At 56.7% G+C, this 25,520-nt stretch carries 19 protein-coding genes and 1 tRNA gene; 13 read left to right on the forward strand and 7 right to left on the reverse strand.

The annotated features are described in order from the left end of the window. Positions 1-49: 49 nt before the first annotated feature. The 6 genes from CFBP6623_RS07350 to CFBP6623_RS07375 all read right to left on the reverse strand — a co-directional run bounded on the left by CFBP6623_RS07350 (position 50) and on the right by CFBP6623_RS07375 (position 7,611). A complete protein-coding gene (locus CFBP6623_RS07350; RefSeq protein ID WP_080842056.1) occupies positions 50-1,333 on the reverse strand; it encodes an outer membrane protein transport protein in 1,284 nt (427 codons plus the stop codon). Between the two features lie 453 nt (positions 1,334-1,786). Further along, positions 1,787-4,630, reverse strand: a complete 2,844-nt coding sequence (locus CFBP6623_RS07355) for a valine--tRNA ligase (RefSeq protein WP_046798323.1) — start codon at positions 4,628-4,630, stop codon at positions 1,787-1,789. A gap of 221 nt (positions 4,631-4,851) precedes the next feature. Further along, a complete protein-coding gene (popZ, locus tag CFBP6623_RS07360; protein ID WP_046798322.1) occupies positions 4,852-5,817 on the reverse strand; it encodes a cell division protein PopZ in 966 nt (321 codons plus the stop codon). Positions 5,818-6,228: 411 nt separating this feature from the next. Next, positions 6,229-6,900, reverse strand: a complete 672-nt coding sequence (locus tag CFBP6623_RS07365) for a protein-L-isoaspartate O-methyltransferase family protein (RefSeq protein ID WP_046798321.1) — start codon at positions 6,898-6,900, stop codon at positions 6,229-6,231. A gap of 244 nt (positions 6,901-7,144) precedes the next feature. Continuing rightward, positions 7,145-7,218 (reverse strand) — tRNA-Cys (locus CFBP6623_RS07370). A gap of 240 nt (positions 7,219-7,458) precedes the next feature. Then, a complete protein-coding gene (locus CFBP6623_RS07375; protein WP_003495626.1) occupies positions 7,459-7,611 on the reverse strand; it encodes a DUF3309 family protein in 153 nt (50 codons plus the stop codon). Between the two features lie 718 nt (positions 7,612-8,329). Between CFBP6623_RS07375 and CFBP6623_RS07380 the strand changes: the two genes are divergently transcribed. Together CFBP6623_RS07380 and CFBP6623_RS07385 are read left to right on the forward strand one after the other, a co-directional pair. Beyond that, positions 8,330-8,635, forward strand: a complete 306-nt coding sequence (locus CFBP6623_RS07380; protein ID WP_046798320.1) for a membrane protein — start codon at positions 8,330-8,332, stop codon at positions 8,633-8,635. 83 nt (positions 8,636-8,718) lie between these two features. Continuing rightward, positions 8,719-8,964, forward strand: a complete 246-nt coding sequence (locus tag CFBP6623_RS07385; RefSeq protein WP_046798319.1) for a DUF982 domain-containing protein — start codon at positions 8,719-8,721, stop codon at positions 8,962-8,964. 515 nt (positions 8,965-9,479) lie between these two features. Here the strand turns inward: CFBP6623_RS07385 and wrbA are convergent. Then, positions 9,480-10,079 carry an NAD(P)H:quinone oxidoreductase type IV gene (gene wrbA / locus CFBP6623_RS07395; RefSeq protein ID WP_046798461.1) on the reverse strand — a complete coding sequence of 200 codons (600 nt, stop codon included), beginning with the start codon at positions 10,077-10,079 and terminating at the stop codon, positions 9,480-9,482. 276 nt (positions 10,080-10,355) lie between these two features. Here wrbA and CFBP6623_RS07400 point away from each other — a divergent pair, with 276 nt between their 5' ends. The 11 genes from CFBP6623_RS07400 (at position 10,356) to CFBP6623_RS07455 (ending at position 24,869) form a co-directional block, all read left to right on the forward strand. Beyond that, positions 10,356-11,147: a competence/damage-inducible protein A gene (locus CFBP6623_RS07400; RefSeq protein ID WP_046798318.1), complete on the forward strand. Its 792-nt coding sequence runs from the start codon at positions 10,356-10,358 to the stop codon at positions 11,145-11,147. 204 nt (positions 11,148-11,351) lie between these two features. Then, positions 11,352-12,197, forward strand: coding sequence for a universal stress protein (locus CFBP6623_RS07405; protein ID WP_046798317.1), 846 nt, complete (start codon positions 11,352-11,354; stop codon positions 12,195-12,197). A 298-nt stretch (positions 12,198-12,495) separates the two neighbouring features. Beyond that, positions 12,496-12,993 (forward strand): xanthine phosphoribosyltransferase, encoded by a 498-nt coding sequence (gene gpt, locus CFBP6623_RS07410; protein WP_046798460.1) that lies wholly within the window; start codon positions 12,496-12,498, stop codon positions 12,991-12,993. 677 nt (positions 12,994-13,670) lie between these two features. After that, positions 13,671-17,489 (forward strand): vitamin B12-dependent ribonucleotide reductase, encoded by a 3,819-nt coding sequence (locus tag CFBP6623_RS07420; RefSeq protein ID WP_046798316.1) that lies wholly within the window; start codon positions 13,671-13,673, stop codon positions 17,487-17,489. 409 nt (positions 17,490-17,898) lie between these two features. Then, positions 17,899-19,314 carry an adenylate/guanylate cyclase domain-containing protein gene (locus tag CFBP6623_RS07425; protein ID WP_233282615.1) on the forward strand — a complete coding sequence of 472 codons (1,416 nt, stop codon included), beginning with the start codon at positions 17,899-17,901 and terminating at the stop codon, positions 19,312-19,314. Beyond that, positions 19,315-20,073: an E2 domain-containing protein gene (locus CFBP6623_RS07430; protein WP_080842051.1), complete on the forward strand. Its 759-nt coding sequence runs from the start codon at positions 19,315-19,317 to the stop codon at positions 20,071-20,073. It begins immediately after the preceding gene. Positions 20,074-20,115: 42 nt separating this feature from the next. Then, positions 20,116-20,649: a Pycsar system effector family protein gene (locus tag CFBP6623_RS07435; protein ID WP_137002516.1), complete on the forward strand. Its 534-nt coding sequence runs from the start codon at positions 20,116-20,118 to the stop codon at positions 20,647-20,649. A 2-nt stretch (positions 20,650-20,651) separates the two neighbouring features. Then, positions 20,652-21,350, forward strand: a complete 699-nt coding sequence (locus CFBP6623_RS07440; protein ID WP_080842049.1) for an adenylate/guanylate cyclase domain-containing protein — start codon at positions 20,652-20,654, stop codon at positions 21,348-21,350. Positions 21,351-21,404: 54 nt separating this feature from the next. Then, on the forward strand, positions 21,405-22,118 hold the full coding sequence (locus CFBP6623_RS07445; RefSeq protein ID WP_080842048.1) for an adenylate/guanylate cyclase domain-containing protein: 714 nt from the start codon (positions 21,405-21,407) through the stop codon (positions 22,116-22,118). 68 nt (positions 22,119-22,186) lie between these two features. Then, a complete protein-coding gene (locus CFBP6623_RS07450; RefSeq protein WP_080842047.1) occupies positions 22,187-23,104 on the forward strand; it encodes a TIR domain-containing protein in 918 nt (305 codons plus the stop codon). A gap of 136 nt (positions 23,105-23,240) precedes the next feature. Beyond that, positions 23,241-24,869 carry a hypothetical protein gene (locus CFBP6623_RS07455; RefSeq protein WP_080842046.1) on the forward strand — a complete coding sequence of 543 codons (1,629 nt, stop codon included), beginning with the start codon at positions 23,241-23,243 and terminating at the stop codon, positions 24,867-24,869. The last annotated feature ends 651 nt before the right edge of the window (positions 24,870-25,520 follow it).

Raw genomic sequence — 25,520 nt, forward strand, 5'->3', positions numbered from 1 at the left:
CCCGGTTGGTAAACCGGACCTTTATTTTAGCATAAGCGGAAGTATGGCGTCAGAACTTGACCTTCACACCCGTCGAAATGGCGGCTACGAGATCGCTGCCGAAGCTGTAGCCCACTTCATCGCCGCAGGTTGCCGCGCTGCCAGGGCTGCAACGGCCGCCGGCAATCGAAGATTCACCCGAGGTAAGCAAGCCGAGAGCACCGGCAATCTTGAATTCGAGGTTTGGGGTGGGCGAATAGACGACCTGAGTGCCGATCATCCACGTATCCGTCTGTGTACCGATAACCGTCGATGTGCCGCGATCCCATGTCAGGCTGACGGCACCGCTCCACTGGTCGTTGAACTTGTGGCCGATACCGCCGGTCACCGTCCAGCCGTCACGATAATAAAGATCGAGGGTCGTGAGCGAGGTTACGCCCGCAATACAGGAGGGAACACCGACCTGGCAGAATGGCACGACCTGAATCTGGCTCCAGTCGGTCCATTTGACCGAACCGAAAGCAAGCCAGTCCGGCGCGATGCCCGACTGCACCTTCAGTTCCAGGCTGTCCGGCATGGAAACCGAACCATAAACCGGCGTGACTTTACCGCCGTAAGCGATGAGGGCCGGGCTGCCGGCCGCAGGCAGGCTTCTAAGGTCAACCGTACCGTTCAGATCGTGATCGACGGCGCTGTTATAGACAAGGCTGGTGCGGAAAGCGATTTCCGGGATTTCATAGGCGATACCTGCGCGCCATCCCCAGCCGTCGCCTTCCATGTCCAGCTTGCCGACGCCGGAGTAAAGGGAAGGATAAGCCGGGCCGAGCGCTGTCGGGGAAACCACCTGACGGTATTTGTAACCGCTGATCTCCTGATAGACACCACCGCCGATGATCGAGAAGTCACCCTTGCCAAGATCGAACTTCACCCGGCAGGTGGTGGCGTAATTGTGCGATTTGACCTTGGTCTCGATATTGTAGCTCGATCCCTGCCAGATGCCGGGATTGAGATCCGCGCCCCACGGCTGCGAATAATCGAACATGCAGTCGCCGAAGTCGCCAATGGCTGCCTTGGCACCCACCCGTGTCGACCAGTAGTTTTCGGAATCGTCTGCGGTGGTCGACCAGGAGGCCGGCAACGGCCCGCCGCTTTTCAGCGGATTGTCGCGCGCATTCTCAACCTTGCGCTGCGGAGCAACGAAGGTGGCCGAACTATCGAGAACATAATCGGACGGATCGAACAGCAGGTCGATGTTGTAACCGCCGCGCTCAAGGCCACCGGCCAGTGACGGCGTGACCGCCGCGATGCTGGCTACGAAACATACCGCGCCGCGAAAAATTGCAGTTTTTGCCATCTCTCTCCCCAATCAAGGCAATGTGATCGAGGATAGAGTGAAACGCTAAAGGGCAAATGACAATCTGTCGCAGTTTTCGGCTGTCGCATAAATGCGGCGATTTTTTTACGTAAGAATTTTATGTCTACCCGCTTATATAATCATTTTAGGCTATTTTTCTAATCCGTTCGTGGAAATTGACACAAAACGAAACAAATTGCCAAATCCGACAAGAAATGTCGCCAAATAACCACAGTCGCATTTTCCCGAAGAAACCTGCTTATCAGACCGTTTTTATTGGTTTTTTTCCGCTTTTCCGGATCGTCCGGACAAAAATCGCGATGAAATAATCGCACTGTTTCCCGGAAATGATTCGCCGCTGCAACGCAGCAATGAAAAGAAATGAAACATGACAAAAGGCAAAAAAAACGCCCCGCATTGACGGGGCGTTTTGCTGTTGGAAAGGCGGGCGGGTTATCCCGCCTCGTTGACCCGCTGCATGGCCGTCTTCAGGCCTGTCAACTGCACCTCGAGTTCCGCCTTGCGCTCGCGCTCAGTGGCCACAACCTCCGGATCGGCATTGGCGACGAATTTTTCGTTCGAGAGCTTCTTGTCGATACGTTCCATTTCCGCATCCACCTTGCCGATCGCCTTTTCAAGACGGGCCTTCTCAGCCGCGAGATCGACAAGGTTGCCGAGCGGCAGGCAGACCGTGGCTTCACCGATGATGATCTGGGCCGAACCCTTCGGCGCGACATCGCCGGCACGGATTTCATCGGCCCGCGCTAAGCGCCGGATAGCGGCAGCGTGGCGGTCGAGCCGCGCTTCGGTGGAGGTGTTGGCGCCGACAACCACCAGCGAGGCAGTCGCACCCGGCGGCACATTCATTTCGGCGCGCGTCGAGCGGATGCCGGAAACGAGATCGATCAGCCAGTTGATTTCCGCAGCCGAAGCGTCGTCGCGGAATTCCGGCACCGGCCAGTCTGTGAGGCAGAGCAGATCGTCGCGCTCCTCCCCTTCACCGGCCGTATGCGCCCACAACTCTTCCGTCATGAACGGCATGAAGGGATGCAGCAGCTTGTAGATCTCATCCAGAACATAGGCCGCGCAGGCCTGCGATTCCGTCTTCGCCTTTTCATCCTCGCCACTGAAGACGGGCTTCAGCAGTTCCAGATACCAGTCGCAGAACTGGTTCCAGACGAAACGGTAGAGAATGCCGGAAGCATCGTTGAAACGGAAGTTCTCAAGCGAGGCCGTCACATCGCGCGCCGTATTGGCAAGCTCGGTCAGGATCCAGCGGTTGATCGTCAGCGAGGCGGTTTCGGGCAGGAAGTGCGGATCGCGCTTCACGCCGTTCATTTCGGCAAAGCGTGTGGCGTTCCACAGCTTGGTGCCGAAGTTGCGATACCCGGCGATACGCGCGGGATCGAGCTTCACGTCGCGGCCCTGCGCCGCCATGATGGCAAGCGTGAAGCGCAGCGCATCCGCACCATATTCGTCGATCAGCTCCAGGGGATCGATGACGTTGCCCTTGGACTTCGACATCTTCTGGCCGTTCTTGTCGCGAACCAGCGCGTGAATATAGACCGTGCTGAACGGCTCAACCGGGTTGCCGGCATCGTCCTTCATGAAATGCAGGCCCATCTGCATCATGCGCACCACCCAGAACGGGATGATGTCAAAGCCGGTGACCAGCACGTTGGTCGGATAATAACGCGCCAGTTCCGGCGTCTCTTCCGGCCAGCCCAGCGTCGAGAACGGCCAGAGCGCCGACGAGAACCAGGTGTCGAGCACGTCTTCGTCGCGGGTCAGGATTTCGCCCGGCTTGAAGTTCTCAAGCTTCTCCTCAACCCAGGCCTTCCACGGACCTTCATGGGCGATGTAATGCTGGATGGCCGCCTGCAGCGCCTCTTCCTCGGTCTTTTCAACGAAGACCTGCCCATCCGGGCCGTACCATGCGGGAATCTGGTGTCCCCACCACAATTGCCGCGAGATACACCAGGGCTGGATGTTCTCCATCCACTGGAAATAGGTGTTTTCCCAGTTCTTCGGCACGAAATTGGTGCGGCCTTCTCGAACCGAGGCAATCGCCGGCTGCGCCAGCGTCTTGTTATCCACCCACCATTGATCGGTCAGACGCGGCTCGATCGGCACGCCGCCGCGGTCACCATGCGGCACCACGTGCTTGTGCGGCTCGATCTTGTCGAGCAGGCCGGCTTCCTCGAAGATTTCGACGATGATCTTGCGCGCGGTAAAGCGGTCCTGTCCTTCCAGACGATCCCATGCGCCATGCAGGGCGGCCGGATGATTGAGGCCCTCGAGGAAATCCTCATTCTCCTTGATGGAGATGGTGCCGTCGATATTCATGACGTTGATGGCGCGAAGGCCGCAGCGCTTGCCGACTTCGAAATCGTTGAAATCATGTGCAGGCGTGATCTTGACCGCACCGGTACCAGCCGTCGGATCGGCATAGTCGTCGGCAACGATCGGGATCTTGCGGCCAACGATCGGCAGGATGACATGCTTGCCGACGATACCCTTGTAACGCTCGTCCTCCGGGTTAACCGCAACACCGGTATCGCCGAGCATCGTTTCCGGACGTGTCGTGGCGACGACAATGTAGTCGCGCGTTTCGAACTCGGTGGGCGTTCCGTCGGCATCGAAAGCGACGGGGTACTCATAGGTCACACCCTTTTCCAGCGGAAAGCGGAAATGCCAGAGATTGCCCTTCATCTCGATCTGTTCGACTTCCATGTCGGAAATCGCAGTCTGCAGCTTGGGGTCCCAGTTGACGAGACGCTTGTCCTTGTAGATCAGGTTCTGCTTGTAGAGCGTGACGAAGACTTCGAGAACAGCCTCGGAGAGACCCTCATCCATGGTGAAGCGCTCACGCGACCAGTCGCAGGAAGCGCCGAGGCGCTTCAGCTGGTTGAAGATCAAACCACCGGACTCAGCTTTCCATTCCCAGACCTTTTCCACGAAGGCTTCACGGCCCATCTCGCGGCGGCCCGGAAGCTGCTGTTCCATCAGCTTGCGCTCGACAACCATCTGGGTGGCGATGCCGGCATGGTCCATGCCCGGCTGCCACAGCACATCCTTGCCGCGCATACGCTCGAAGCGAACCAATATGTCCTGCAGCGTATTGTTGAGCGCATGGCCCATATGCAGGGAGCCCGTCACATTCGGCGGCGGGATGACGATGGTGAAGGTTTCCGCGCCCGGCTTGGCATTGGCGCCGGCACGGAAAGCATTCGCCTCGTCCCATGCTTTGGCGATCTTTGGTTCGACGGCTGCGGAATCGTAGGTCTTCTCGAGCATTTCCTGACCTGAATTTTAGAGTTCTTGTGTGGATTTTTTAAATAAGGATGGATGGTCGAGAGTCAACAGAAACCGACCCGCTTAAGCCGCCGATTGAGCGACCCTGCACACGACTATGCCCCCATAACGCCTTCATCTTCAACAAAAAAGCCGCCCCGATGCCGGAGCGGCCCCTGTTTCGTCATGGCCCGACGCATTTGCGACAGGCGGCTTGAGAGAACTTAACGGCGCGAACCGCGCGCGACGCGCTCGATTTCCTCGCGCACGAGACGCTCCACCAAAGTCGGCAGATTGTCTTCCAGCCAGTCCTGCAACATCGGCCGCAGCATCTCGGCAGCCAGATCCTCGATCGAGCGCCGCTCGACGCCATCGAACACATCGGCAAGTTCGCTGAAGGAACGGGCGATCTGCGCGCCGGCGGCAGCGGAAATAAGATTGAGCGACAAAGCGCTCTCCGGTTCCGCCTTCGGCTCGGCCAGATCGAATTTAGGCATCTCGACGGCAGGCTGGTGCACTTCGATTTCGAAATGCTCCTTGGGGAGCGGCGTTTCGATCGCGCCACGCAAGGCAAGCTGATCAAAAGCGCTCTCGACAAAAGGCGCATTTTCGATGGCGGCGGCGGCGGCGCGATCCTCGGCAGCGAAAGGCACCGGCTGTTCGCCGGCAGCGGCAGCGGCAGCGGTTGCCGCCATCAGCGGCCGCACATCCGTCGGACGCTGCGGCGCCGGACGTTCAGCCGGTGTTACGCTTGAGAAAGATGCGGCGGGCGCAGCCGGTGCGGGCTCTGTTGCGCCACGCTGCGCCTGCGCTGCAAATGCCTGTGGCCCCATCGCGGCGTTGCGGTCGGCGGCGGCGCGAACACGCGCTGCAACGTCGGCCAGCGACATGGTCTTCTCGGCGGAGATTTCCGGCTGTTCCGGCATCGGCATTTCGGAAGCCGGCGAATAATCTTGTGCGGGCCGAGCGCCATAGGCCTGGTTTGCGGCGGGAGGAACGCGGGCCGGCGGGCTGACGGGCTCCGTCACGAAGGCCGCTTCACCGGCGGCATCGTCTTCATCGTCATAAACCGGCGGCAACTGTCCGGAAAACGCACCGGCAGGTCCCGGCTCGTTGCTTTCGATGATCCGGCGTATCGACGCCAGAATCTCTTCCATGGACGGTTCACGCGCTACGCTTGGCTGAGCCATATCAATCCCCGGTTTCCACTCTTGAGCGCTCAGGCCGTATCGCTCTGGATACCGGACATGGCGCTTCGCACCTGTTCAATTCTTACATCGCGTCCGTGACAGCCGAAGCCGGCTGTCGTGCCGATGCTCTGAAACATGTTCGGACAAAACCGCCGGGCGTTTTTGCCGTCCCTGTTGCAGGATCATGCGGGGCAGAAATACGCACACCCCGAATCACCCTTAGTCTAGGGCAGCATAGTCAGGAACTAAATCACTGATTCGACAAGTTTCGCCGTGATGCACAGCTTTGTGAGAACAGGCTGTCAAGCCGTCGCCACTGGGCAAGCGGGGCGCAGCACGCAGGCCCCGCAAAAAACAAACGCCGGGGCGGAAGGTCCACCCCGGCGTAAACAGCGATAATATGTCTATGGATCAAAAAACGAATTCTGCCGCCTTGGCAAAACCGGGCAGAGGCTTGATGGAGGCGTTGAAGGAGCTTGCAGCCGATGTGCTGTTGCCATCACGGCGATAGACAGTGGCCTTTGCGGCGTTGCCATATCCGACAACAACGACCAGACGTCCGCCGTCGCGCAGCTGGTCGGTCAGCGCCGCCGGCACTTCCTCGACCGAACCGTTGACGAAAACCAGATCATAGGGCGCTTCGCCCGCATAACCCTTTTCGAGATCGCCGGTCACGACAGCGACATTGTCATATCCGAGCGAAGCCAGCGTCTCGGTTGCCTGCGCCGCCAGCGCTTCGTCACATTCGAGCGAAACCACCGAACCGGCCAGCTGCGAAAGGATGGCGGCCGCGTAACCGGAACCACCGCCGACTTCAAGCACCACATCTTCCTTGGATACGGCGGCAAGCTGCAGCAGTTTCGCCAACGGCGACGCTTTCATGACATAGCGCGCCGGGCGGCCGTCGCGGGCCGGACATATCTGCATATCCTCATCCGCATAGGCAATCTGCCGCACGCCCGCCGGCACGAAGGCCTCGCGCGGCACGCTCAAAAACGCCTTCAGCACCGAATGCGAAGTCACGTCAGTCGTGCGCAGCTGGCTGTCGACCATATTGGCGCGCGCGGTTTCGAAATCCATCATGTCCTTATCGCCTCAATTTCACGGATGCCGGTCGGGAAGCCTCGGCTCCAAAAGCTCAAAACGGCGCAGGTTTCCCCTCACCTTTGGATAATCTCATAATTGCCAAGGCGCGCGCTTTCAAGCGCGGTGAGTGGGATGTGCGGGAAAAAGCGAAATGACAGGGATTTTTTAAAACAGCAAAGACGGTCAATCACCGCAAAGCGGGAGATATCTTCAAGACGGCATCTGCTGTTTGTGGAAATTTTGGAGGCCTCGCCCGGAATTGAACCGGGGTACAAGGATTTGCAGTCCTCTGCGTCACCACTCCGCCACGAGGCCTCACACGCTCTTCATTCGAGCGATGGCGGGCATTTAGAACGAATCCATTTTGGGCGCAAGAGGGTTCGTTCCGAATGTGGTGTTTTTTCAGGCCGGATGGGCGCAACTCGTCAGCCCACCATCTAAGCGCTTAAGATTCCGTGTTTTTTTGTATCTTCCTCTTATTTCAAAGGAAAAAACGCCCGCATCCGGCGCATTTGCGGCAGTGCGGGCGATTGTTGTCAGGCCGATTGCGAGCGATCAGATGCGCCCAAGCAGAACCAGGATCAGGACGATGACCAGAACCAGTCCGAGACCGCCCGACGGGCCATAACCGTAATTATGATAACCCCAGCTTGGTAGCGCGCCGATCAGGAACAGAATAAGCAGGATGACGAGGATGGTGCCGAGCATGTTTAACCCTCCGCTATTGGCATGTGTCTGTCTGTTTCAATGACGGAGCACGAAAAAGGTTCCCCGCAGTTCCTCCCCCTCCAGCCAGCCCCCCTGGAAGCACAGCAGCCGTTTCAAAGGGTTAAAGCGCTGTCTGCGGTGAGGACCCGCGTCCGCCCCGTGAAGCAAAATAATTTGCCGGATAACGGCTTCGACGGCAGGCATTGAAACGGGGCGGGTCTCGAGGCCAAATATTCCTGAGCGTCTATGACCGGCAATGGTAGCGATTTATTCGTGGTAATTTCTCGGTCTATGTCCATTGGCGGTTGTTCGTTACTCTATAACAAGTCCCCCGTACCCTGAAACTGGCGGGAGACAGAGAGATCTGGCATCACTGGCAGTGCGCCAGATCTCTCCCGCCCTCCCCGGCAAGCCACAAATCTCCCCTTAAGGCACACGGATATTTGACTGACGGTGATATGCGCTTCTCTTGCCTTGCCGGTTTCACTCCGGCTAGACCCGGACCGGGAGGGAGAAACGAGAATCATATGTCCGGTTTTGCGAACCTCATCCCGCTTTTCATCTTTGGCCTCCTCGTCTACGCTTTCTTCCGCTGGGTCGCGCGCGACATTCAGAATCCGAAAAGCAAATAGACGGGAAGAATAATCCTTCATCTTCTTGCCTGACGGGAACCGCTGCGCCTCCATATCGTTTTCGCAGACGCACTTCGGAGGACAGGATGAAAACGCTCCTATCATCGGCCACTATCGCGCTCACACTGGCGCTGGCGGGATGCACCACAGTCGGACCGCCCCCCTATACTGGACCGGCGCCCTATGTCGCGCCGATCCCCGGCAGTATTACCTACAGAGGCCAGCCGCGCACCAAGCTGACGAAATCGCCTATCGGCAGCACCTTCAGCCACGAATTCCGTATCGATGGCAGCACAAGGGCGGTGGAAACCTACCGGATCGCGCCTGACCGCTCGCTGGAGCTTATCGACCGGCGCATCATTCGCGACTGGCTGTTCGGACGCGACGACTGACCGCACCGCACCGGGACCGAAACGGATTGCGCATTCAGGCCGCTTCGGTTAGAGCCGGGCACGACAAACAATACGGATAGGCGATGAACACGCGCTGGCAAAAACCCGTCCTGATCGCGTTTGAAACGCCGGGCGAATACACGAGCATCGAAACCACGCAGGCAGCTTCCTGGGCGCTGATCGAAGATTGGCCGATCGAAGATGGCGATGCGCTGGACAAGGCGCTGCTCATCTGCGCCGCCGTCGATGCTGGCCGGAAAAAGCCGGAAGATGCGCGCAAGGCTTTCCTCGCCGCCGCCATTGAAGCAGGCCTTGATTTCAAGGCTTGACGGCAACTGGCTCGCCTGCCGCAGGACGATAGGACGTGCGCTGCGGCGCTGAAATTTCAAGACAACAGGTTCGATGGATAAAAACCGATGGAAGCTTCCGGAAACATGAAAAAAGCCCTGTTCATCTTTCTTCTCTCCTGCCTCGCAATCGGCCTCATCGGCCACCTTGTCGTCGCCTTCGTCGTCACGGGCTGAAGCGCCCAAGGCACCTTCGCCACACGCGGAATGGCAAGGCATTAAAAATCTCTAAATTTCATCCTTCTGTTATGGAACCGCAATAGGCTCTGTCCGTTCTCTTTTCGCCCGACACAAGGAGGATTGAAATGCGTGACGGATTGAACGGTTTTCTAGAAATCTCGATGCTCGGCTTCGTGGTCGCAAGCTGCCTTTTCATGGTCAACCTGCCGATCTGACCCGCCTTAAAATCCTTTCCCGACGGCACCGGTGACGTAATGATGCCGGAGTTAAGAAAAATGCGGCCTTTCGGCCGCATTTCTTTTCAACAAAACTTGGTTTCAGGCCGAGAGCTTGGCGGCAATTTTCGCCACATGCGCGCCCTGGAAACGCGCGCCTTCCAGTTCGATTTCAGAAGGCTGGCGCGATCCGTCACCATCGGTGATGGTGGAAGCGCCGTAGGGCGAACCGCCTTTGATTTCATCGACACCCATCTGACCCTGGAAGGCATAGGGAAGGCCGACAACGGCCATGCCGTGATGCAGGAAGGTGGGAAGGAAGCCAAGAACGGTCGATTCCTGGCCGCCATGCTGGGTAGCGGAAGAGGTGAAGGCCGAGCCGACCTTGCCAACCAGCTTGCCGTTGAACCACAGGCCGCCGGTCTGATCCCAGAAATTGCGCATCTGCGAGGCGACCGTGCCGAAGCGCGTGCCGGCGCCGACGATGATGGCGTCGTATTCAGCGAGTTCGTCCACGGTTGCAATCGGCGCTGCCTGATCCAGCTTGAAGTGGGAGGCCTTGGCGACCTCTTCCGGAACCAGTTCGGGAACGCGCTTGACCACGGCTTCCGCGCCGGTGGATTTGACGCCTTCGGCGACGGCATAGGCCATTGTCTCGATATGACCGTAAGCAGAGTAATAAAGTACCAGAACCTTCGTCATTCTCTTTGTTTCCTTTGCTGGAACTGTTTCCGGCGTGCCGGCCAGAAGCTTTTTCAAAAACTCGATGATCATCGGCGTTGACCCGTCAAATGTGTGTGACGAAAACCTAGCCCACGGCCCCTCATCCCGCCAGCCGGGGATTGGCATACGCACTGTTCACCATGAGTGAACGGAAAACCGAAATGTCAACTATTTACAAAAGGACATTTTTTCAAAACCGCTTTGCATTCAGCAGGAGCAGGGCTAACGTCGGGGAAACAGATGACGAGTGCAACCATGTCCAATCCCTCCTCCACCTCCTCCGTTGTCACCGCCGCCATGCTCACCATTGGCGACGAATTGCTGTCGGGCCGCACCAAGGACAAGAATATCGGGCATCTCGCAGATGTCCTCACCATGTCCGGGATTGACCTCAAGGAAGTGCGCATCGTCGCCGACGAGGAGGAGCAGATCGTCGAGGCGCTGAACGCGCTGCGCGGTCGCTATGATTATGTCTTTACGTCAGGCGGCATCGGCCCGACCCATGACGACATCACCGCGGATGCGGTGTCAGCGGCGTTCGGCCTGCCCTGCGAACACGATGCCGAGGCGCTGCGCCTGCTGGGCGACATGTACCGGGTCCGCGAGATGGAATTCACTGAAGCGCGCAAACGCATGGCGCGCATGCCGCGAGGGGCTGCGCACATCGCCAATCCGGTTTCCGTCGCCCCCGGCTTCGTCATCGGCAATGTTTATGTCATGGCCGGCGTGCCGCAGGTATTTCAGGCCATGCTCGACAATGTCATGCCGACCTTGCGCACCGGCGCGAAGGTCATGTCGCAGGCGGTGCGCTCACCCTATGGCGAAGGCGATATCGGCACGCCTCTGACGGCCATCCAGAAGGCCCATCCCGAAACGAGCATCGGCTCCTACCCGAAATATGACGGGCAGCGTTTTTCGACGGAGATCGTCGTACGCGCCCGCGACGCCGGCGTGTTGAAGGCGGCAACCGAGGCGGTTGCCGCCATGATCGAAACCATCGGCCAGGAGAAGCAACTGGCCGCCAGCAAGGGCGATGCAACCGCCTGAGACGGAGAAGGCCTGAAACGAAAAGGTTTGACCAAAATCAAGGTGGCGGTCTGTAAAGGCGGCCACTCTCCCCCTGAGCATTTCCAGGAAAAGCGGAACAGCTTTTCCGTCCGGACAATGCGTAAAACAGAGACTTAGATCGCTCTGGCGATTCGAAGAAAAGCCAGAGCGATCTGAAAACGACATGTCACCGAGGAGAGAAGAATGGGTTACAAAACGATACTGACAGTGGTCGACAATGTTTCGAACACGCAGAAGCTCGGCGAATTCGTGGTAAGCCTTGCCGACCAGTTTTCCTCGCATGTGATCGGCCTGCACATGGAAACGCTGGCCGCCGTTCCGCTCGTCGCACCGATGGAAATTCCCGATCCCGCCACCGTGCAGGCTCTGCAGGACGTGGCGCACAAGGAAACCACCGACGTCGGAACCCTTTTCGAACGCACGCTGTCCGCCAACGGCATCTCGCATGAATGGCGCAGCTTCGTCACATCGGTCGGTTACGCCTCCGCATCCGCCATCGATAGCGCCCGTTGCGCCGATTTGATCGTCGCCCGCCAGAGCAGCTCTTCGGCACTGTCAGACAGCCGCTCGGATATTGACGGTTTCCTGTATGAAAGTGGCCGCCCCGTTCTCCTCGTGCCGCATGTGCTCACCGTCGCCAAACCGATCAAGCGCGTCCTCATCGCCTGGAACGGCTCCCGTGAGGCGACCCGCGCCACTTTCGACGCCCTGCCCTTCCTGATCGCGGCCGAAAGCGTCGAGATTTTCTCCGTCGATCAGGCAGAGAGTGAAACACAGTCCGCGGGTCTCGCCGGCACGGAATTGGCCGCAACGCTTGCCCGCCACGGCGTCAACGTCACGGTCACCTCACAGGAAAAGATCGCCGGCGTCTCGCCGCAGGCGGCCATAGAAAACCGTCTGTCGGATAACAGCATCGACCTTCTGGTCATGGGCGCCTATGGCCATTCCCGCTGGTGGGAGCTGCTGTTCGGCGGCGTGACGCGCACCTTGCTCGATTCCATGACGGCGCTGACGCTGCTTTCGCGCTAAATATGGATGCGGCGCAAACAGTGCCGCAAGCCCTCCGTATCCCGCATTATACGGGCGAGCGCCGCTTGTTTCTTCTCCCCGCCGGGGAGAAGTCCGCGGCAGCGGGATGAGGGGGCGACGGTCGAGATATGCGGAGAGAGTGCCCCTCATCCGACCCTTCGGGCCACCTTCTCCCCGGCGGGGAGAAGAAACAAGCCGCAATCTCCCGCGCTGTCCTTTAAGCGGAAAGCTTGCCTTTTTGCCGGTCTTGCGGCTATTAGCCAAAGCCATCGACAATTTTGACCAGATGGTAGACGACATGTCCCTTCCCGATAAAGCTTTTCCCGTCTCCTGGGACCAGTTCCACCGCGATGCCCGCGCGCTTGCCTGGCGTCTTGCCGGCCTCGATAAAGAGTTCCGGGCAATCGTCTGTATCACCCGTGGCGGCCTTGTGCCGGCGGCAATCATTTCCCGCGAGCTGAACATCCGCCTGATCGACACGGTCTGCATCGCCACCCGTCATGACTACGTCAATCAGGGCGATACGGTTCTCCTGAAGGGCGTGGACCCGAAACTGGCGGCTGATGGCGGCGAAGGCGTGCTCGTGCTTGATGATCTGACCGATACCGGCAAGACGGCGCTGGAAGTGCGCGAAATGCTGCCGAGAGCCCATTTTGCCTGCGTTTACGCCAAGCCGAAGGGCGTGCCGACCATTGACACTTTTGTCACTGAAGTCAGCCAGGACACCTGGATCTATTTTCCCTGGGACATGGGCTTCACCTATCAGGAGCCGATCGCCAAGGGATCACGCGGCTGATTGCCAGCCGCCGCTCAAGGCACCCCTGAAAAGCCGTCCCGCCGGGGCGGCTTTTTTGTGTGAAACTGCCTTTTTGACGACAGCGGAAAAACATGGAAAAACCGCAGTGTCGCCTTTATGCCTCACCCCGGAAATGCGCGGTTTTGGCTTTCCGCTGCGGAAACCAGCCCCGCACAGGCTTGAGATTTCCCCGCCAAGTTACTGATTCTTTTGAAAGCTTTTGCTTTCCCCGTTTTCCACAGGCACTTCACACAATATCTTGTGGTTAAAAATGCGTTTCAATCTATGGCTTGACGAATCTATGCCGCAAGAGGAAAGTGACAATTATGTTGCGGCGGCAACGGACCGGAAAGTAACGAGGCCGGCTCCTTTCAATCTCAGCTCGCTAATCCAGACGCGGCGTCCCGGCCATCAGGGGGCGGTTTGCCGGTGGGTTTCTGCGTGCCTTGGAGAACCGCCAAAAACATGACGCGGGGACTGGCGGCAGGAAGCTGTTGATACTATATTTAGTATTCCACACTATGCTTGCAGCCGAATAAGCCACGAGATACAGGGGTCACATCCAAGGATGAACATCCCTTTCAGATCGGCAACAACCGGCTGCGCGAAGGCATCGCACGGCTGGACCGGATTTTTGCGCCCTTTGCCGGGCGCCCAATGGACGAGGACAGGAAACCATGCGCATTGAACGTCGCTTCACGAAGCCCGGCCAATCGCCTTACGCGGAAATCGACTTCCGCAAGGCCGTCAGTGAAATCAAGAACCCTGATGGTTCCATCGTGTTCCGTCTGGCGGACATCGACGTTCCCGCGCAGTTCAGCCAGGTGGCGACCGACGTTCTGGCGCAGAAATATTTCCGCAAGGCCGGCGTGCCGAAGGTGCTTAAGAAGGTTGAGGAAAACGACGTTCCTTCCTTCCTGTGGCGCTCGGTTGCCGATGAGAAAGCCCTGAAGGATGTGCCGGAAGCCGAGCGTTACGGCTCCGAGACCGATGCGCGCCAGGTTTTCGACCGTCTGGCCGGCACCTGGGCCTATTGGGGCTGGAAGGGCAAATATTTCTCGTCCGAAGAAGACGCGCTCGCCTTCCGCGACGAGCTTGCCTACATGCTCGCCACCCAGCGTGTTGCCCCCAACTCCCCGCAATGGTTCAACACCGGCCTGCACTGGGCCTATGGCATCGATGGTCCCGGCCAGGGCCACTTCTATGTCGACCCCTTCACCGGCAAGCTGACCAAGTCCAAATCCGCTTACGAACATCCGCAGCCGCATGCCTGCTTCATCCAGTCGGTCGAAGACGACCTCGTCAATGAAGGCGGCATCATGGACCTGTGGGTGCGTGAAGCGCGCCTGTTCAAATACGGTTCCGGCACCGGCTCCAACTTCTCCTATCTGCGTGGCGAAGGCGAAAAGCTTTCCGGCGGCGGCAAGTCCTCCGGCCTGATGAGCTTCCTCAAGATCGGCGACCGCGCAGCCGGCGCCATCAAGTCCGGCGGCACCACCCGTCGTGCAGCGAAGATGGTCGTCGTTGACGCCGATCACCCTGATATCGAAGCCTATATCGACTGGAAGGTGAACGAGGAGCAGAAAGTTGCCGCTCTCGTCACCGGCTCCAAGATCGTCGCCAAGCACCTGAAGGCCATCATGAAGGCCTGCGTCAATTGCGAGGCAGACAATGGTGACTGCTTCGACCCGGCCAAGAACCCTGCCCTGAAGCGCGAAATCCGCGCTGCCAAGAAGGACATGGTGCCGGAAAACTACGTCAAGCGCGTCATCCAGTTCGCCGAGCAGGGTTACAAGGACATCCAGTTCAAGACCTACGACACGGACTGGGATTCCGAAGCCTATCTCACGGTATCCGGCCAGAACTCCAACAACTCCGTCTCGCTGAAGGATGACTTCCTGCGCGCTGTCGAAAATGACGGCGACTGGAACCTCACCGCCCGCAAGGACGGCAAGGTGATGAAGACGCTGAAGGCCCGCGACCTCTGGGAAAAGATTTCCCACGCCGCCTGGGCGTCCGCCGACCCCGGCCTGCACTTCAACACCACCATGAACGACTGGCACACGTCGCCGGCCGAAGGCCCAATCCGCGCTTCGAACCCGTGCTCGGAATATATGTTCCTCGACGACACGGCCTGCAACCTCGCCTCGCTGAACCTCCTGCAGTTCAAGGATCAGGCGACGAAGCGCATCGATATCGCCGATTACGAACATGCCGTTCGCCTGTGGACCGTCGTGCTCGAAGTTTCCGTGATGATGGCGCAGTTCCCCTCGCGCCAGATTGCCGAACGCTCCTATGAATACCGCACGCTCGGCCTCGGTTACGCCAATATCGGTGGCCTCTTGATGTCGTCGGGCATTCCCTATGACAGCGATGAGGGCCGCGCCATTGCAGGTGCGCTGACCGCGATCATGACGGGCATTTCCTATGCCACCTCGGCTGAAATGGCCGGCGAGCTTGGCCCCTTCCCGAGCTTTGCGCCGAACCGCGACAACATGCTGCGCGTCATCCGCAACCACCGCCGTGCCGCCCATGGCCTGTCGGATGGTTATGAGGGCCTGTCGGTCAACCCGGTCGCGCTCATCCATGCCGATTGCACGGATCAGGACCTCATCGCCCATGCAACAGCCGCCTGGGACAAGGCGCTGGCGCTTGGCGAACAGCACGGCTATCGCAATGCCCAGACCACCGTCATCGCGCCAACAGGCACGATCGGCCTCGTGATGGATTGCGACACGACCGGCATCGAACCCGACTTCGCGCTGGTGAAGTTCAAGAAGCTCGCCGGCGGCGGCTACTTCAAGATCATCAACCGCGCGGTTCCCGATGCGCTGCGTTCGCTTGGGTATTCCGAAAGCCAGATCGCCGAGATCGAGGCCTATGCCGTCGGCCATGGCAATCTCAATCAGGCGCCGGCCATCAACCCCTCGACGCTGAAGGCCAAGGGCTTCACCGATGAGAAGATCGAAGCCGTCAACGCTGCACTGAAGAGCGCCTTCGACATCAAGTTCGTCTTCAACCAGTGGACGCTCGGCGCCGACTTCCTCAAGGACACGCTGAAGGTCTCCGACGAGCAGCTTTCCGATATGAGCTTCAACCTGCTCGAGCACCTCGGCTTCGGCAAGAAGGATATCGAAGCGGCGAACGTGCACGTCTGCGGCGCGATGACGCTGGAAGGCGCACCGTTCCTGAAGAACGAACACCTGCCGGTGTTCGATTGCGCCAACCCCTGCGGCAAGATCGGCAAGCGTTATCTCTCGGTGGAATCGCATATCCGCATGATGGCGGCGGCACAGCCCTTCATCTCGGGTGCGATCTCCAAGACGATCAACATGCCGAATGACGCGACGGTGGAAGATTGCGGCGCAGCCTACATGCTCTCCTGGAAGCTGGCGCTGAAGGCCAACGCCCTTTACCGCGATGGCTCCAAGCTTTCCCAGCCGCTCAATGCCTCGCTGGTGGAAGATGACGACGAAGAAGATTTCGTTGAAGAACTGATCCAGCAGCCGCTTGCCCAGCAGGCCGTGACGATCACCGAAAAGATCGTCGAACGCGTCATCGAGCGCGTGTCCCGCGAGCGTGAAAAGCTGCCGAACCGCCGTCAGGGTTATACCCAGAAGGCAACCGTCGGCGGTCACAAGGTCTATCTGCGCACCGGCGAATTCGGTGACGGCCGCATCGGCGAAATCTTCATCGACATGCACAAGGAAGGCGCCGCTTTCCGCGCGATGATGAACAACTTCGCCATCGCCATCTCGCTTGGCCTGCAATATGGCGTGCCGCTGGAAGAATATGTGGAGGCCTTCACCTTCACCAAGTTCGAACCGGCCGGCATGGTGCAGGGCAACGACGCGATCAAGAACGCCACGTCGATCCTCGACTACGTGTTCCGTGAACTCGCCGTCTCCTATCTCGGCCGCCACGACCTCGCCCATGTCGATACGTCTGACTTCTCCAACACGGCACTTGGCAAGGGTATCCAGGAAGGCAAGACCAACCTGCTCTCCACCGGCTGGACACGCGGTTACAAACCGACACTGGTTTCCAGCAACGAAGGCGAACGCTCCGCTTCCGAACCCAAGGGCTCGGCAACGGCAGCCCCCGCCCGCGCCTCGGCCAACGTCACCTCCTTTGCAGGCTCTGCCGCCCGCAAGCTGGAACCGACGGTCGCCATCGCAACCTCCGAAATCGTCTCTTTCAAGCGGGACTATGAAGAGCGCGCCAAGGAACTGGCCGAAGAGATTGCCGAAGAGGTGATCGACGACGTGGCCCAGGAAGCCAAACAGACCGCCACCGCCCTCTTCTCCGACAAGGCCGCCGCCGACGCTGCATCGGCCAAGGCGGAAGCCAAGAAGGTGGAAAACGAACGCCGCATGCGCTCGATTGCTCAAGGGTATACGGGCAACATGTGCTCGGAATGCCAGAACTTCACGATGGTGCGGAACGGCACTTGTGAGAAGTGCGATACTTGTGGTGCGACGAGTGGGTGCTCTTAACTAAAAAAGTACTTGAAAAGGGCCGCTGAGAAACCAATCCAAGTACTGGCCAATTGAACCAAGAATTGGCCAAACGGGAACCTAAAACTGGCCAATCCCTCAAAAGACGAATACCGGGCACTGAAAAGTGCCCGGAAAATGCCCAAAGGAACAAATGGTGAAACAAACGCGTAAGTAGCCACGCCGACGAACACACCATCAGCATGCATCTCCGCTTTATCAGCCGTAAGTCGATGACAAGGAAGTTGTAATGAGTTGGTCCCGAGCCAGAAGCCTCGAGCGAATACGGAATTTTCGTTCCACCGCGCCTGCCACATCCATTAGCCTGATGACGTTCGACCAGAACTACTTGGACACGCGTCGCGCAACTCTTGATCACAGGAAAAGCCTTGGCGGGAGAAGAGAGCCGTTGATTTTCAACGTGCCCCAAAATGAAGCGATCAAAGTCGACGGTGTTCATGTTTACATCCAGATGCTCGACTTCGCGGATGCAATGATTGACCGCGACCGAGAGACTGAGGCCAGCCACCGACGCGTCCTTTCCATGCTTCATCTGAACTACGCAGCTTGCGACCAAGTGGCGGACGAGTTTGAGGCGCAGCGAGTGGATTTTCATGGATCACGGATGCATGCCGTTATCGTCTCGCCCCCAGGGCCAGAGAATGCCAAGGAAAGGGCTGAGCGGGCGCTCGCTTTCGCCGACGCGACAAAACGAGCGATTGAAGAAGTTGGCCGAACGACTGAGGACGGTCGCTACTCGACACGTATCAGAATAGGAGTGGACAGTGGTTCTGCTGTCGCAATCAGTTCCGGCACATCAGACGAAAGGGAGCCATATTTCCTAGGTCCTCCTGCAAACTACGCGGCAAAGCTAGCAGACGGTGAAGAACCCGGGGTTTACATGTCGAACAGGGTTCGCAGGGATCTCGGCTTAAAAACACTTTTTGGTCTCGATGAACTACAGACCGAGCGAAATAACTCCGAACAGACTAGCGAGTTCAGCGGCCTGTTTGAGCGAGCCGCGATGCAAAACAAGAGGTTGTCCAACGAGTCAATTTCTCTAGCTGCATCCAGAGCACGTAACAGGTTTGTCCTTGATGTCGGAACGGATGCAACTTTCGTCTTTCACAGACACACCCCTCCGCTGGCAACAATCGACTTCTCTCGGTTGATGCCATCGAACTCGATCCGTATGGGTTTAATGTCGGTATTTGGCGATGTTTCTGGCTTCACCAAATACGTCGATGAATGTATTGCCGGACAACGTATCCGTGAAATGGTCTCGAACCTCCATGTTATCAGGAGCGAACTGGCAGCGACACTTTCCGAAGATTTCACAGGTCGCAAGGTCAGGTTTATCGGAGACTGCATCCATGGTCTGATAGCGATAGGCAGCAGCTACGACACAAACGAGAGCGCGACGGTCATTGCCGCGGTGAAAGCCGCCGGAGGAATACGGTCAAGTTTCGAACTTTGCCAGCAAGAACTCGACGGCATCAAAGATTTGGGCATCGCTATCGGTTTGGAGTACGGCGAGACCCCTATCACGCGTATCGGCATCAGAGGTGATCGCAGCGTTCGCTGTTCGGTCAGCCGAGCGGTTTCAAGATCCGAAAGCCTCCAGAGTGATTGCTCTGGCGAAGAGACAGCTATTGGACCAACCGCGCTTGCGCATGCGCCGGTATCCGTGAGGCGGCTTTTTACAAACGGCGTTGCGTCGGGATTGGATGCGGCATCGGTGGGAGAACATCTCAACGCTCCAGTAACAGTCAGCAGCGGATCCGTCAGCGCAATCGCCGCGCCGTATTGTATGGGAGAAGCATGATTGCCGCTTTCTCACTTGTACAGCGCAGTGCCGGATTGGTTCCGGACGAGCGAAACGCGTGACACCGAACTACTTGGGCGAACTAGCATCGAAATCGAAGACGCTGTTGGGATTTTTGAGGTCGACCTTCGAATCCGCGAAGTCAACGGTGAGATTGCTGTACAGGAGCAACTTCCCGGCACACGGTTTCCTAAAACCTGCCATGAGCGCCATCTGCAATCAGACGAACACTTCTGCTTGGGATTCGACGCGGGCAAAGGAATAATTTCCTTCGACCACGCGGTAGTTTGGTGGGGTTTGTTGAATCGTTTCCTCAAGCTCCAACGAGTAGCTGAAAGAACCAAACGTTGGCCACCGCAGCAAGAATTGGCTCACGGAAACGCAGGTCCTCACCAGATCGCGGCGTTCGAGGCGGCGAAAGAACTGGGCATCGAGAACGAGTACATGAATATGCTGGCGGGAGAGCGAGCCTGGTTCTCGGATGGAACCCTTAAGGTCAATGCAAGAGGCAGACTCCACAATAGCTGGTTACCCTGCCCGGTTGGATGCCGGAAGAATGGAAAGGCGATCGCTCGGTTGGGATGTTGCAAGCCCAAGGCCGTCGCGACGTTGATAAACGAAGAACGACAGAGACGGGAAAAGACTGCGGCATTCTACAGGATCGGGCGACTCCTTCTGAAGGAACAATGCTGCGGCACAATGCTTACCTGCAGTCTGCGAGATTCCGCTTTGACCACATCCTCGCAAGCATCACGGTGATCTATGGCCCGGAACGATCAGCAGGAAGCGTACGAGAAACTAATGTCCGCAAACCATGGGCGGATGATCGAATTCAGCAAGTTCGGTGAAGCAAAGAACGCTGCTCTTCTTACATTTTGTTCGGTTTGGATGGGTGCGATCATCACGATCTTGAGGTCGAATTCTGTGCTTCCGGATGGATATACGCCTGCATTCAAGATTGCTCTTCTTCTTTTGTTCGTGGCCGCCATCATAAATTTGAAATCGTTGATGCCAAAATTCCTCGATCAGATGCACAAGCGTGAGGACGACTACAAAAACCTATTGTATTTCGGTGACATAGCAACGGCTGGCACCAAGAACTATCCCGATATGGCAGCCGATCTGTATATGCCCATGGAAAATGAATCAGCTACGGCCACCTATCTCCATGATCTCGCTGTTCAAACAGCAATTCATGCGAAAATAGCACAGAGGAAATTCAAGGCGTTCAACTGGGCCGGATCGTTGGTGTTGTGTGCCTTCGGTATCATGGCCGTTCCCCCACTGGTTTCATCCATCCATTGGGCAATCGATCAATTGCATTGCGAGAACTGAAAATGACAATTGCGGATGACATAATAGGCAATGCCAAAGCAACGTTTTCGACGAAGTGGGCGGTGCGAGATGGCAGAACGGTACCATCTCCTGAAGACCTGAAGCATTCAAATGACGCAGTGTATTTTGAACGTGCAACCGTTCTCTACGCAGATCTCGACGGCTCAACCGATCTCGTCGAAAACAAGCGATGGGAGTTTTCCGGGCAGGTCTACAAGTCATTCCTTTACACGACATCTCGTCTGATCAGGACCATGGGTGGTTCCATCGTTTCCTACGACGGAGACAGAGTAATGGGAATTTTCATATCGGCCACTCAGGCAAACGACGCGGTTTCCTGCGCTTTAAAGATCAACTACGCCGTCAAAAATTACCTCCAGCCAGTGCTGGCCAAAAATTGGACTGGCGATTTTAAAATTCGTCATGTTGTCGGGATCGACACGTCGTCAATCAGAGCGGCGCGTACTGGTGTTCGCGGAGACAACGATATCGTCTGGATCGGCAATGCTGCAAATTTGGCGGCAAAGTTGACTGCACTTAGTGCCGATCAACCAACCTACATTACGAAACGTGTTTATGAACGTCTGAAAGATCCTCAGATGCTTGGCCCTCAAAGGGAAAACATCTGGAAGAAATGGCAATGGACCCAGCACAACAACGACGAAATTTGGTCCACCGTTTACTGGCAGACTTTTTCCTAGCACAGCCCGCCAACCAACACTGCATATGAACTACCAACCGGGATTCACCTGAAAATGGCCGTCGACGAAGCATTTCTCCAAGATCGTGTGGATACTCTGTTCGATACCACATTTGACGAACGCGATGGGCGCATTGTCCCTTCCACAGATGATGTTGTCCTAAAGAACGGAGCAGTGAAAATCGATGCTGCCTTCCTTTACTCAGACCTTGCAGGTTCAGCATTGCTGTCAAAAACATGCCCTTGGTCAACAACAGCCAAGATAATACGCGCATTCCTGGATTGCTCCACGAGACTGATTATCAAACACGGTGGCAACGTACGCAGTTTCGACGGAGATCGTGTGATGGGAGTTTTTGTCGGCGACTCCAAAAACAGTAACGCGTCGATCTGCGGTCGCGAAATCCACTGGAGCGTTCGGAAAATTATTCAGCCGGCAGCAGAGAAACGATTCACATCCATCTCTAAAAACGGCATTCAGATTCGAAATTGCTCGGGTATCGATGTTGGCGACGTTCGAGCAGTTCGAACTGGGGTTAGAAATAGCAATGATCTTATTTGGATAGGGAAAGCTGCTAGCTTTTCCGCGAAACTTTCCGACATTCGAGACGGGGGATATTGCACTTACATCTCTAGCCGCACGTACAACAAGCTCAAAGACGAAGCGAAATACAATAACGACGGTAAGGATATATGGGAAGCCAAGACTTTCACATTCGCGGATGAAGCCGAGACGGTTTTTAGATCGAGCAGTTGGAAAAAACCATGACAGCGACGGTCGGGCGCAGTGAACATGCCATATATTAGATATTCATTTAAGAGTGCTGGGGAGCCATTATGAAAGAACGATTTGAGGGTGAAAACCGCGCAGCTTTAATAGGCAATTTAAAACGCCAGTTCGACAGTGGCGATTCCGACGTTGCGGAGGCAATTGCCTCGGGAGGAGAACTTGTTGAATTCAAGGCCGGAGACGTGCTCATCAAAGAAGGCGGCGAAGACAACGACGTATATTTCCTGGTATCGGGGCACGTATCGGTCGTTGTTAAAGGACAAGAGGTCAGGCAACTGAAGAGCGGTGATCATGTTGGCGAGATGGCTGCAATTGAGCCCTCGCAACGTCGCGCGGCTTCAGTGATAGCGGTCGAAACTGTCGTTGCCGTTAAAATGAATGGCGGCAATTTCACGGGCTTGGCGGACAAGTTTCCGCCGTTGATTTGGCGCTCGCTCGCACAAGAATTGTCTCGCAGACTTTATGACCGCAACAAGCACATGGCCACGCCGAACGACAAGCCGCGTATGTTCATCATGTCTTCCGTTGAAGGCCTCGCAGTCGCCAATGAAATTCAGGCTGGCTTACAGCATGACGTTCTTGCGACAGTATGGCCTAACGGTGTCTTTTGGGCAGGCGGTTACCCACTTGAATCGTTGGAAACTGCCGTAGCGGAATCCGATTTTGGCGTAGCGGTCGCTTTGTTCGAAGACATTGTCGAGACAGCTCGTGGCGATCGTAGACCGACAATCCGTGATAACGTCCTTTTTGAACTCGGTATGTTCATGGGCCGCTTGGGACGGCGACGTAGTATTCTGGTTTTCCCGAAGCTGGATGGGCTCGTGCTTCCGTCGGATCTTCACGGTCTTACCCCAGCCTCATACCGTCCTGGTGAACCGAAGGACTTAGCTGCGTCGCTCGGGCCTGTATGTCACCAAATCCGGAAAATCGTCCATCAGCTTGGTGTCAAGACAGCTAATTCATGATCGACTTCTCACAGCCCCATCAGTACCGTTGCCGCGATTTCATTCGGTAGAAGCTCCGGATTTTAATGGGGTCTCGACCGCGAGCATTTCGTTAGAAGGGACATGTGTCATTACTTGGCACGAAATAGGTGTTGGGATGAGCGCTGAACAGAACAATGTAGCTCCGGATGGCTTCCTTGAATCGCGTCTTGGGCCAGAGGGCATTGAGGAGACGAATATTGAGGAACAAGTGGCGGAAAGAGAATCTTCGGCGCCAATTGGCCACGATCGAGATTCTACCAAAGGCTTCGATTTGACCGAGCTTGCGGACGATTACGAGCTGTCGCAATCTCCGGTCGAGGAATTTCTCCAGGGCAAGTTAGAAACTCCTGGTGCCCGAATCTCACGTGGATTGGCGGCAACTGCCGCCCGACAACATGCGATAGCTGCGGCAATGGGTTCTCTGCGACCGTCCACTCAAATTCACGGCTTGTTCGAGGAATTAGAAAAGGCTCGCAAATCGTTTGAACCATTGAATGGCCTATACAACAGATTGGATACGGCAGGCCTTCTTACTAACTACGCGAACGGTTTTGCAGGTTTGTCTGCCAGCCATATCGGAATCTCCCACGCAACGGCATCCGCACTTGCGGGACTAAAGCCGTTGACGATCAACAGTGCACTTTCCGAAGCAATAGCCAATGCCCGCCGGGCGATGGACGAAACGTTTTCACCCACAAGGGGAATAGTTTCAGCGTTAAGAGAAATGGAGGAGCGGAACAGGAAGCAACAAAACTCCATTATTCATGCGCTTTCCAGCACGCTTGGAAACGTGACCCGCACCAACCAGTGGATGACATCGATCTCTGGAGACATTATTGGGTCCGGGATCCGCAGCTCCTTGAGTGACGCAGTTGAAGAGATGCGCACCTCATTGCGCGCCCTACAAACATCAATCATTGATGACAGAATGAGTTCGCTCCTGGGCCTCGGCGCGACATTCACTGACGAGTTCGCTTCGACACGCATCAAAATGTCGGTTCTGGCCGGAATCGGAGCAATCTCAACACCGCAATCACCGCTTCGTAGCGATGCCTACAAACAACTATTCGGCGAATGGCGCGTTCACGCCGGATTGCCTAGAAGTTTTTGGAACGACCCACGAGAGCGGACTAGGACCTACGAAGAAGCCAGTGTCGATGATGGCCTAATCCACGCCACACCAAGTGTGGCATTGGAAATCATGATCGAGAGCGGCCTCACTACGGGTATGCGCTCTGATGACGAAGCTGTCGCGCTTGTTTCTGTGGGTGAAGTCTCCATGACGGTTAGATCTCACACAACACGTGGTGATGCCTTCGCGGCCATTTCAGTGTTCGAGCAAAAAATGAGAGCATACATCGCGCAAAAGATGGAGGGAAAATTTGGACCAGAATGGTTCAAACATCGAGCTTCGAACCTCGTTGGGAAGGCTAAGGCTGCCCGCAAGGCAGCTATGGAGCGTGGTGAGAAGTTCCTGCCGTTGATCGAATTCACGGATCTTGGAGAACTGAACACTCTTATCCTGAGTAAAGGAAACTGGGACGATGTATTCGGCGATGTATTCATCAATCGCGACACGTTCAACCTCGATATGCAGCGACTCGTAGCAGTGCGTCGACCCACGATGCATGCCCGGCCTGTCGACGGTGTAATCCTTGTGGAAATGCTATGTGTCATGCAGAGACTCTCAGCGCAAATCGTCGATGACGGTGAATGGAAACTGGAAGCAGACTTGGATTTTTAGCTGGAATTGCCGATACGTGAGTCAAGTAAATAAATTACGCTAGCTTGGCCGACCGCAAGGCCACTATCTTCGGCGTACTGCGCGGAGAAATCGGTGTCCTGCCAGCGAATATCACAGCCATCCTTTTTCATTCCGGTTAAGAGAACCGCTCATCGACATGAAATCATTGATTGATCGCATTTGAGCCAATCCTTACTTGGCCCTTAACGGGTGTGCCGGAATCGGTCCTTTGATCGATCTTGGGACAGGCAGGGGCGCCAGCAAAAGGCCCTTAAACGCCAGTCCCAGATGCCCGACCGAATCCCCCAAATGGCCGGTCATCTGGCGCAGTGCTGCTTCAGGCTCCTGCTATTCGGTTATCGTCCGTTCCTCAACCTCGGGGCGGCCGCCAACAATGGGAGAGGTCCATCCCGCAGGGACTTTATTGCCCATTAGGCATCCCGGCGGTCGAGTTTCAGGCCGACCGCGACCCATCCGTTTCTGCAAAATGGACAAGAGCCGCTGCGAGCACGCCCGAGCCACCACGCAGCATCGACTCTATCAAAGTCCCTATTCATGCGGGCGGCCACTGCCTGGTGGCATCCGCGGCCCCCAGTCCCTTCACCATACGCATTCCCGCCATCATGTGACAGTTACCACCAAACCTTTTCT

Origin of the sequence: Agrobacterium tumefaciens, assembly GCF_005221385.1 — a bacterium.
Lineage (GTDB): Bacteria > Pseudomonadota > Alphaproteobacteria > Rhizobiales > Rhizobiaceae > Agrobacterium > Agrobacterium tomkonis.

Excerpts from the sequence above, each read along its gene's own strand:
- CFBP6623_RS07400 (WP_046798318.1), top strand. The coding sequence starts at position 10,356 with ATGTCCAATCCCTCCTCCACCTCCTCCGTTGTCACCGCCGCCATGCTC.
- CFBP6623_RS07350 (WP_080842056.1), bottom strand. The coding sequence starts at position 1,333 with ATGGCAAAAACTGCAATTTTTCGCGGCGCGGTATGTTTCGTAGCCAGC.
- popZ (WP_046798322.1), bottom strand. The coding sequence starts at position 5,817 with ATGGCTCAGCCAAGCGTAGCGCGTGAACCGTCCATGGAAGAGATTCTG.
- CFBP6623_RS07405 (WP_046798317.1), top strand. The coding sequence starts at position 11,352 with ATGGGTTACAAAACGATACTGACAGTGGTCGACAATGTTTCGAACACG.
- CFBP6623_RS07380 (WP_046798320.1), top strand. The coding sequence starts at position 8,330 with ATGAAAACGCTCCTATCATCGGCCACTATCGCGCTCACACTGGCGCTG.
- CFBP6623_RS07420 (WP_046798316.1), top strand. The coding sequence starts at position 13,671 with ATGCGCATTGAACGTCGCTTCACGAAGCCCGGCCAATCGCCTTACGCG.
- CFBP6623_RS07385 (WP_046798319.1), top strand. The coding sequence starts at position 8,719 with ATGAACACGCGCTGGCAAAAACCCGTCCTGATCGCGTTTGAAACGCCG.
- CFBP6623_RS07375 (WP_003495626.1), bottom strand. The coding sequence starts at position 7,611 with ATGCTCGGCACCATCCTCGTCATCCTGCTTATTCTGTTCCTGATCGGC.
- gpt (WP_046798460.1), top strand. The coding sequence starts at position 12,496 with ATGTCCCTTCCCGATAAAGCTTTTCCCGTCTCCTGGGACCAGTTCCAC.
- CFBP6623_RS07445 (WP_080842048.1), top strand. The coding sequence starts at position 21,405 with ATGGCCGTCGACGAAGCATTTCTCCAAGATCGTGTGGATACTCTGTTC.
- CFBP6623_RS07450 (WP_080842047.1), top strand. The coding sequence starts at position 22,187 with ATGAAAGAACGATTTGAGGGTGAAAACCGCGCAGCTTTAATAGGCAAT.
- CFBP6623_RS07440 (WP_080842049.1), top strand. The coding sequence starts at position 20,652 with ATGACAATTGCGGATGACATAATAGGCAATGCCAAAGCAACGTTTTCG.
- CFBP6623_RS07355 (WP_046798323.1), bottom strand. The coding sequence starts at position 4,630 with ATGCTCGAGAAGACCTACGATTCCGCAGCCGTCGAACCAAAGATCGCC.
- CFBP6623_RS07455 (WP_080842046.1), top strand. The coding sequence starts at position 23,241 with ATGAGCGCTGAACAGAACAATGTAGCTCCGGATGGCTTCCTTGAATCG.
- wrbA (WP_046798461.1), bottom strand. The coding sequence starts at position 10,079 with ATGACGAAGGTTCTGGTACTTTATTACTCTGCTTACGGTCATATCGAG.
- CFBP6623_RS07365 (WP_046798321.1), bottom strand. The coding sequence starts at position 6,900 with ATGATGGATTTCGAAACCGCGCGCGCCAATATGGTCGACAGCCAGCTG.
- CFBP6623_RS07435 (WP_137002516.1), top strand. The coding sequence starts at position 20,116 with ATGTCCGCAAACCATGGGCGGATGATCGAATTCAGCAAGTTCGGTGAA.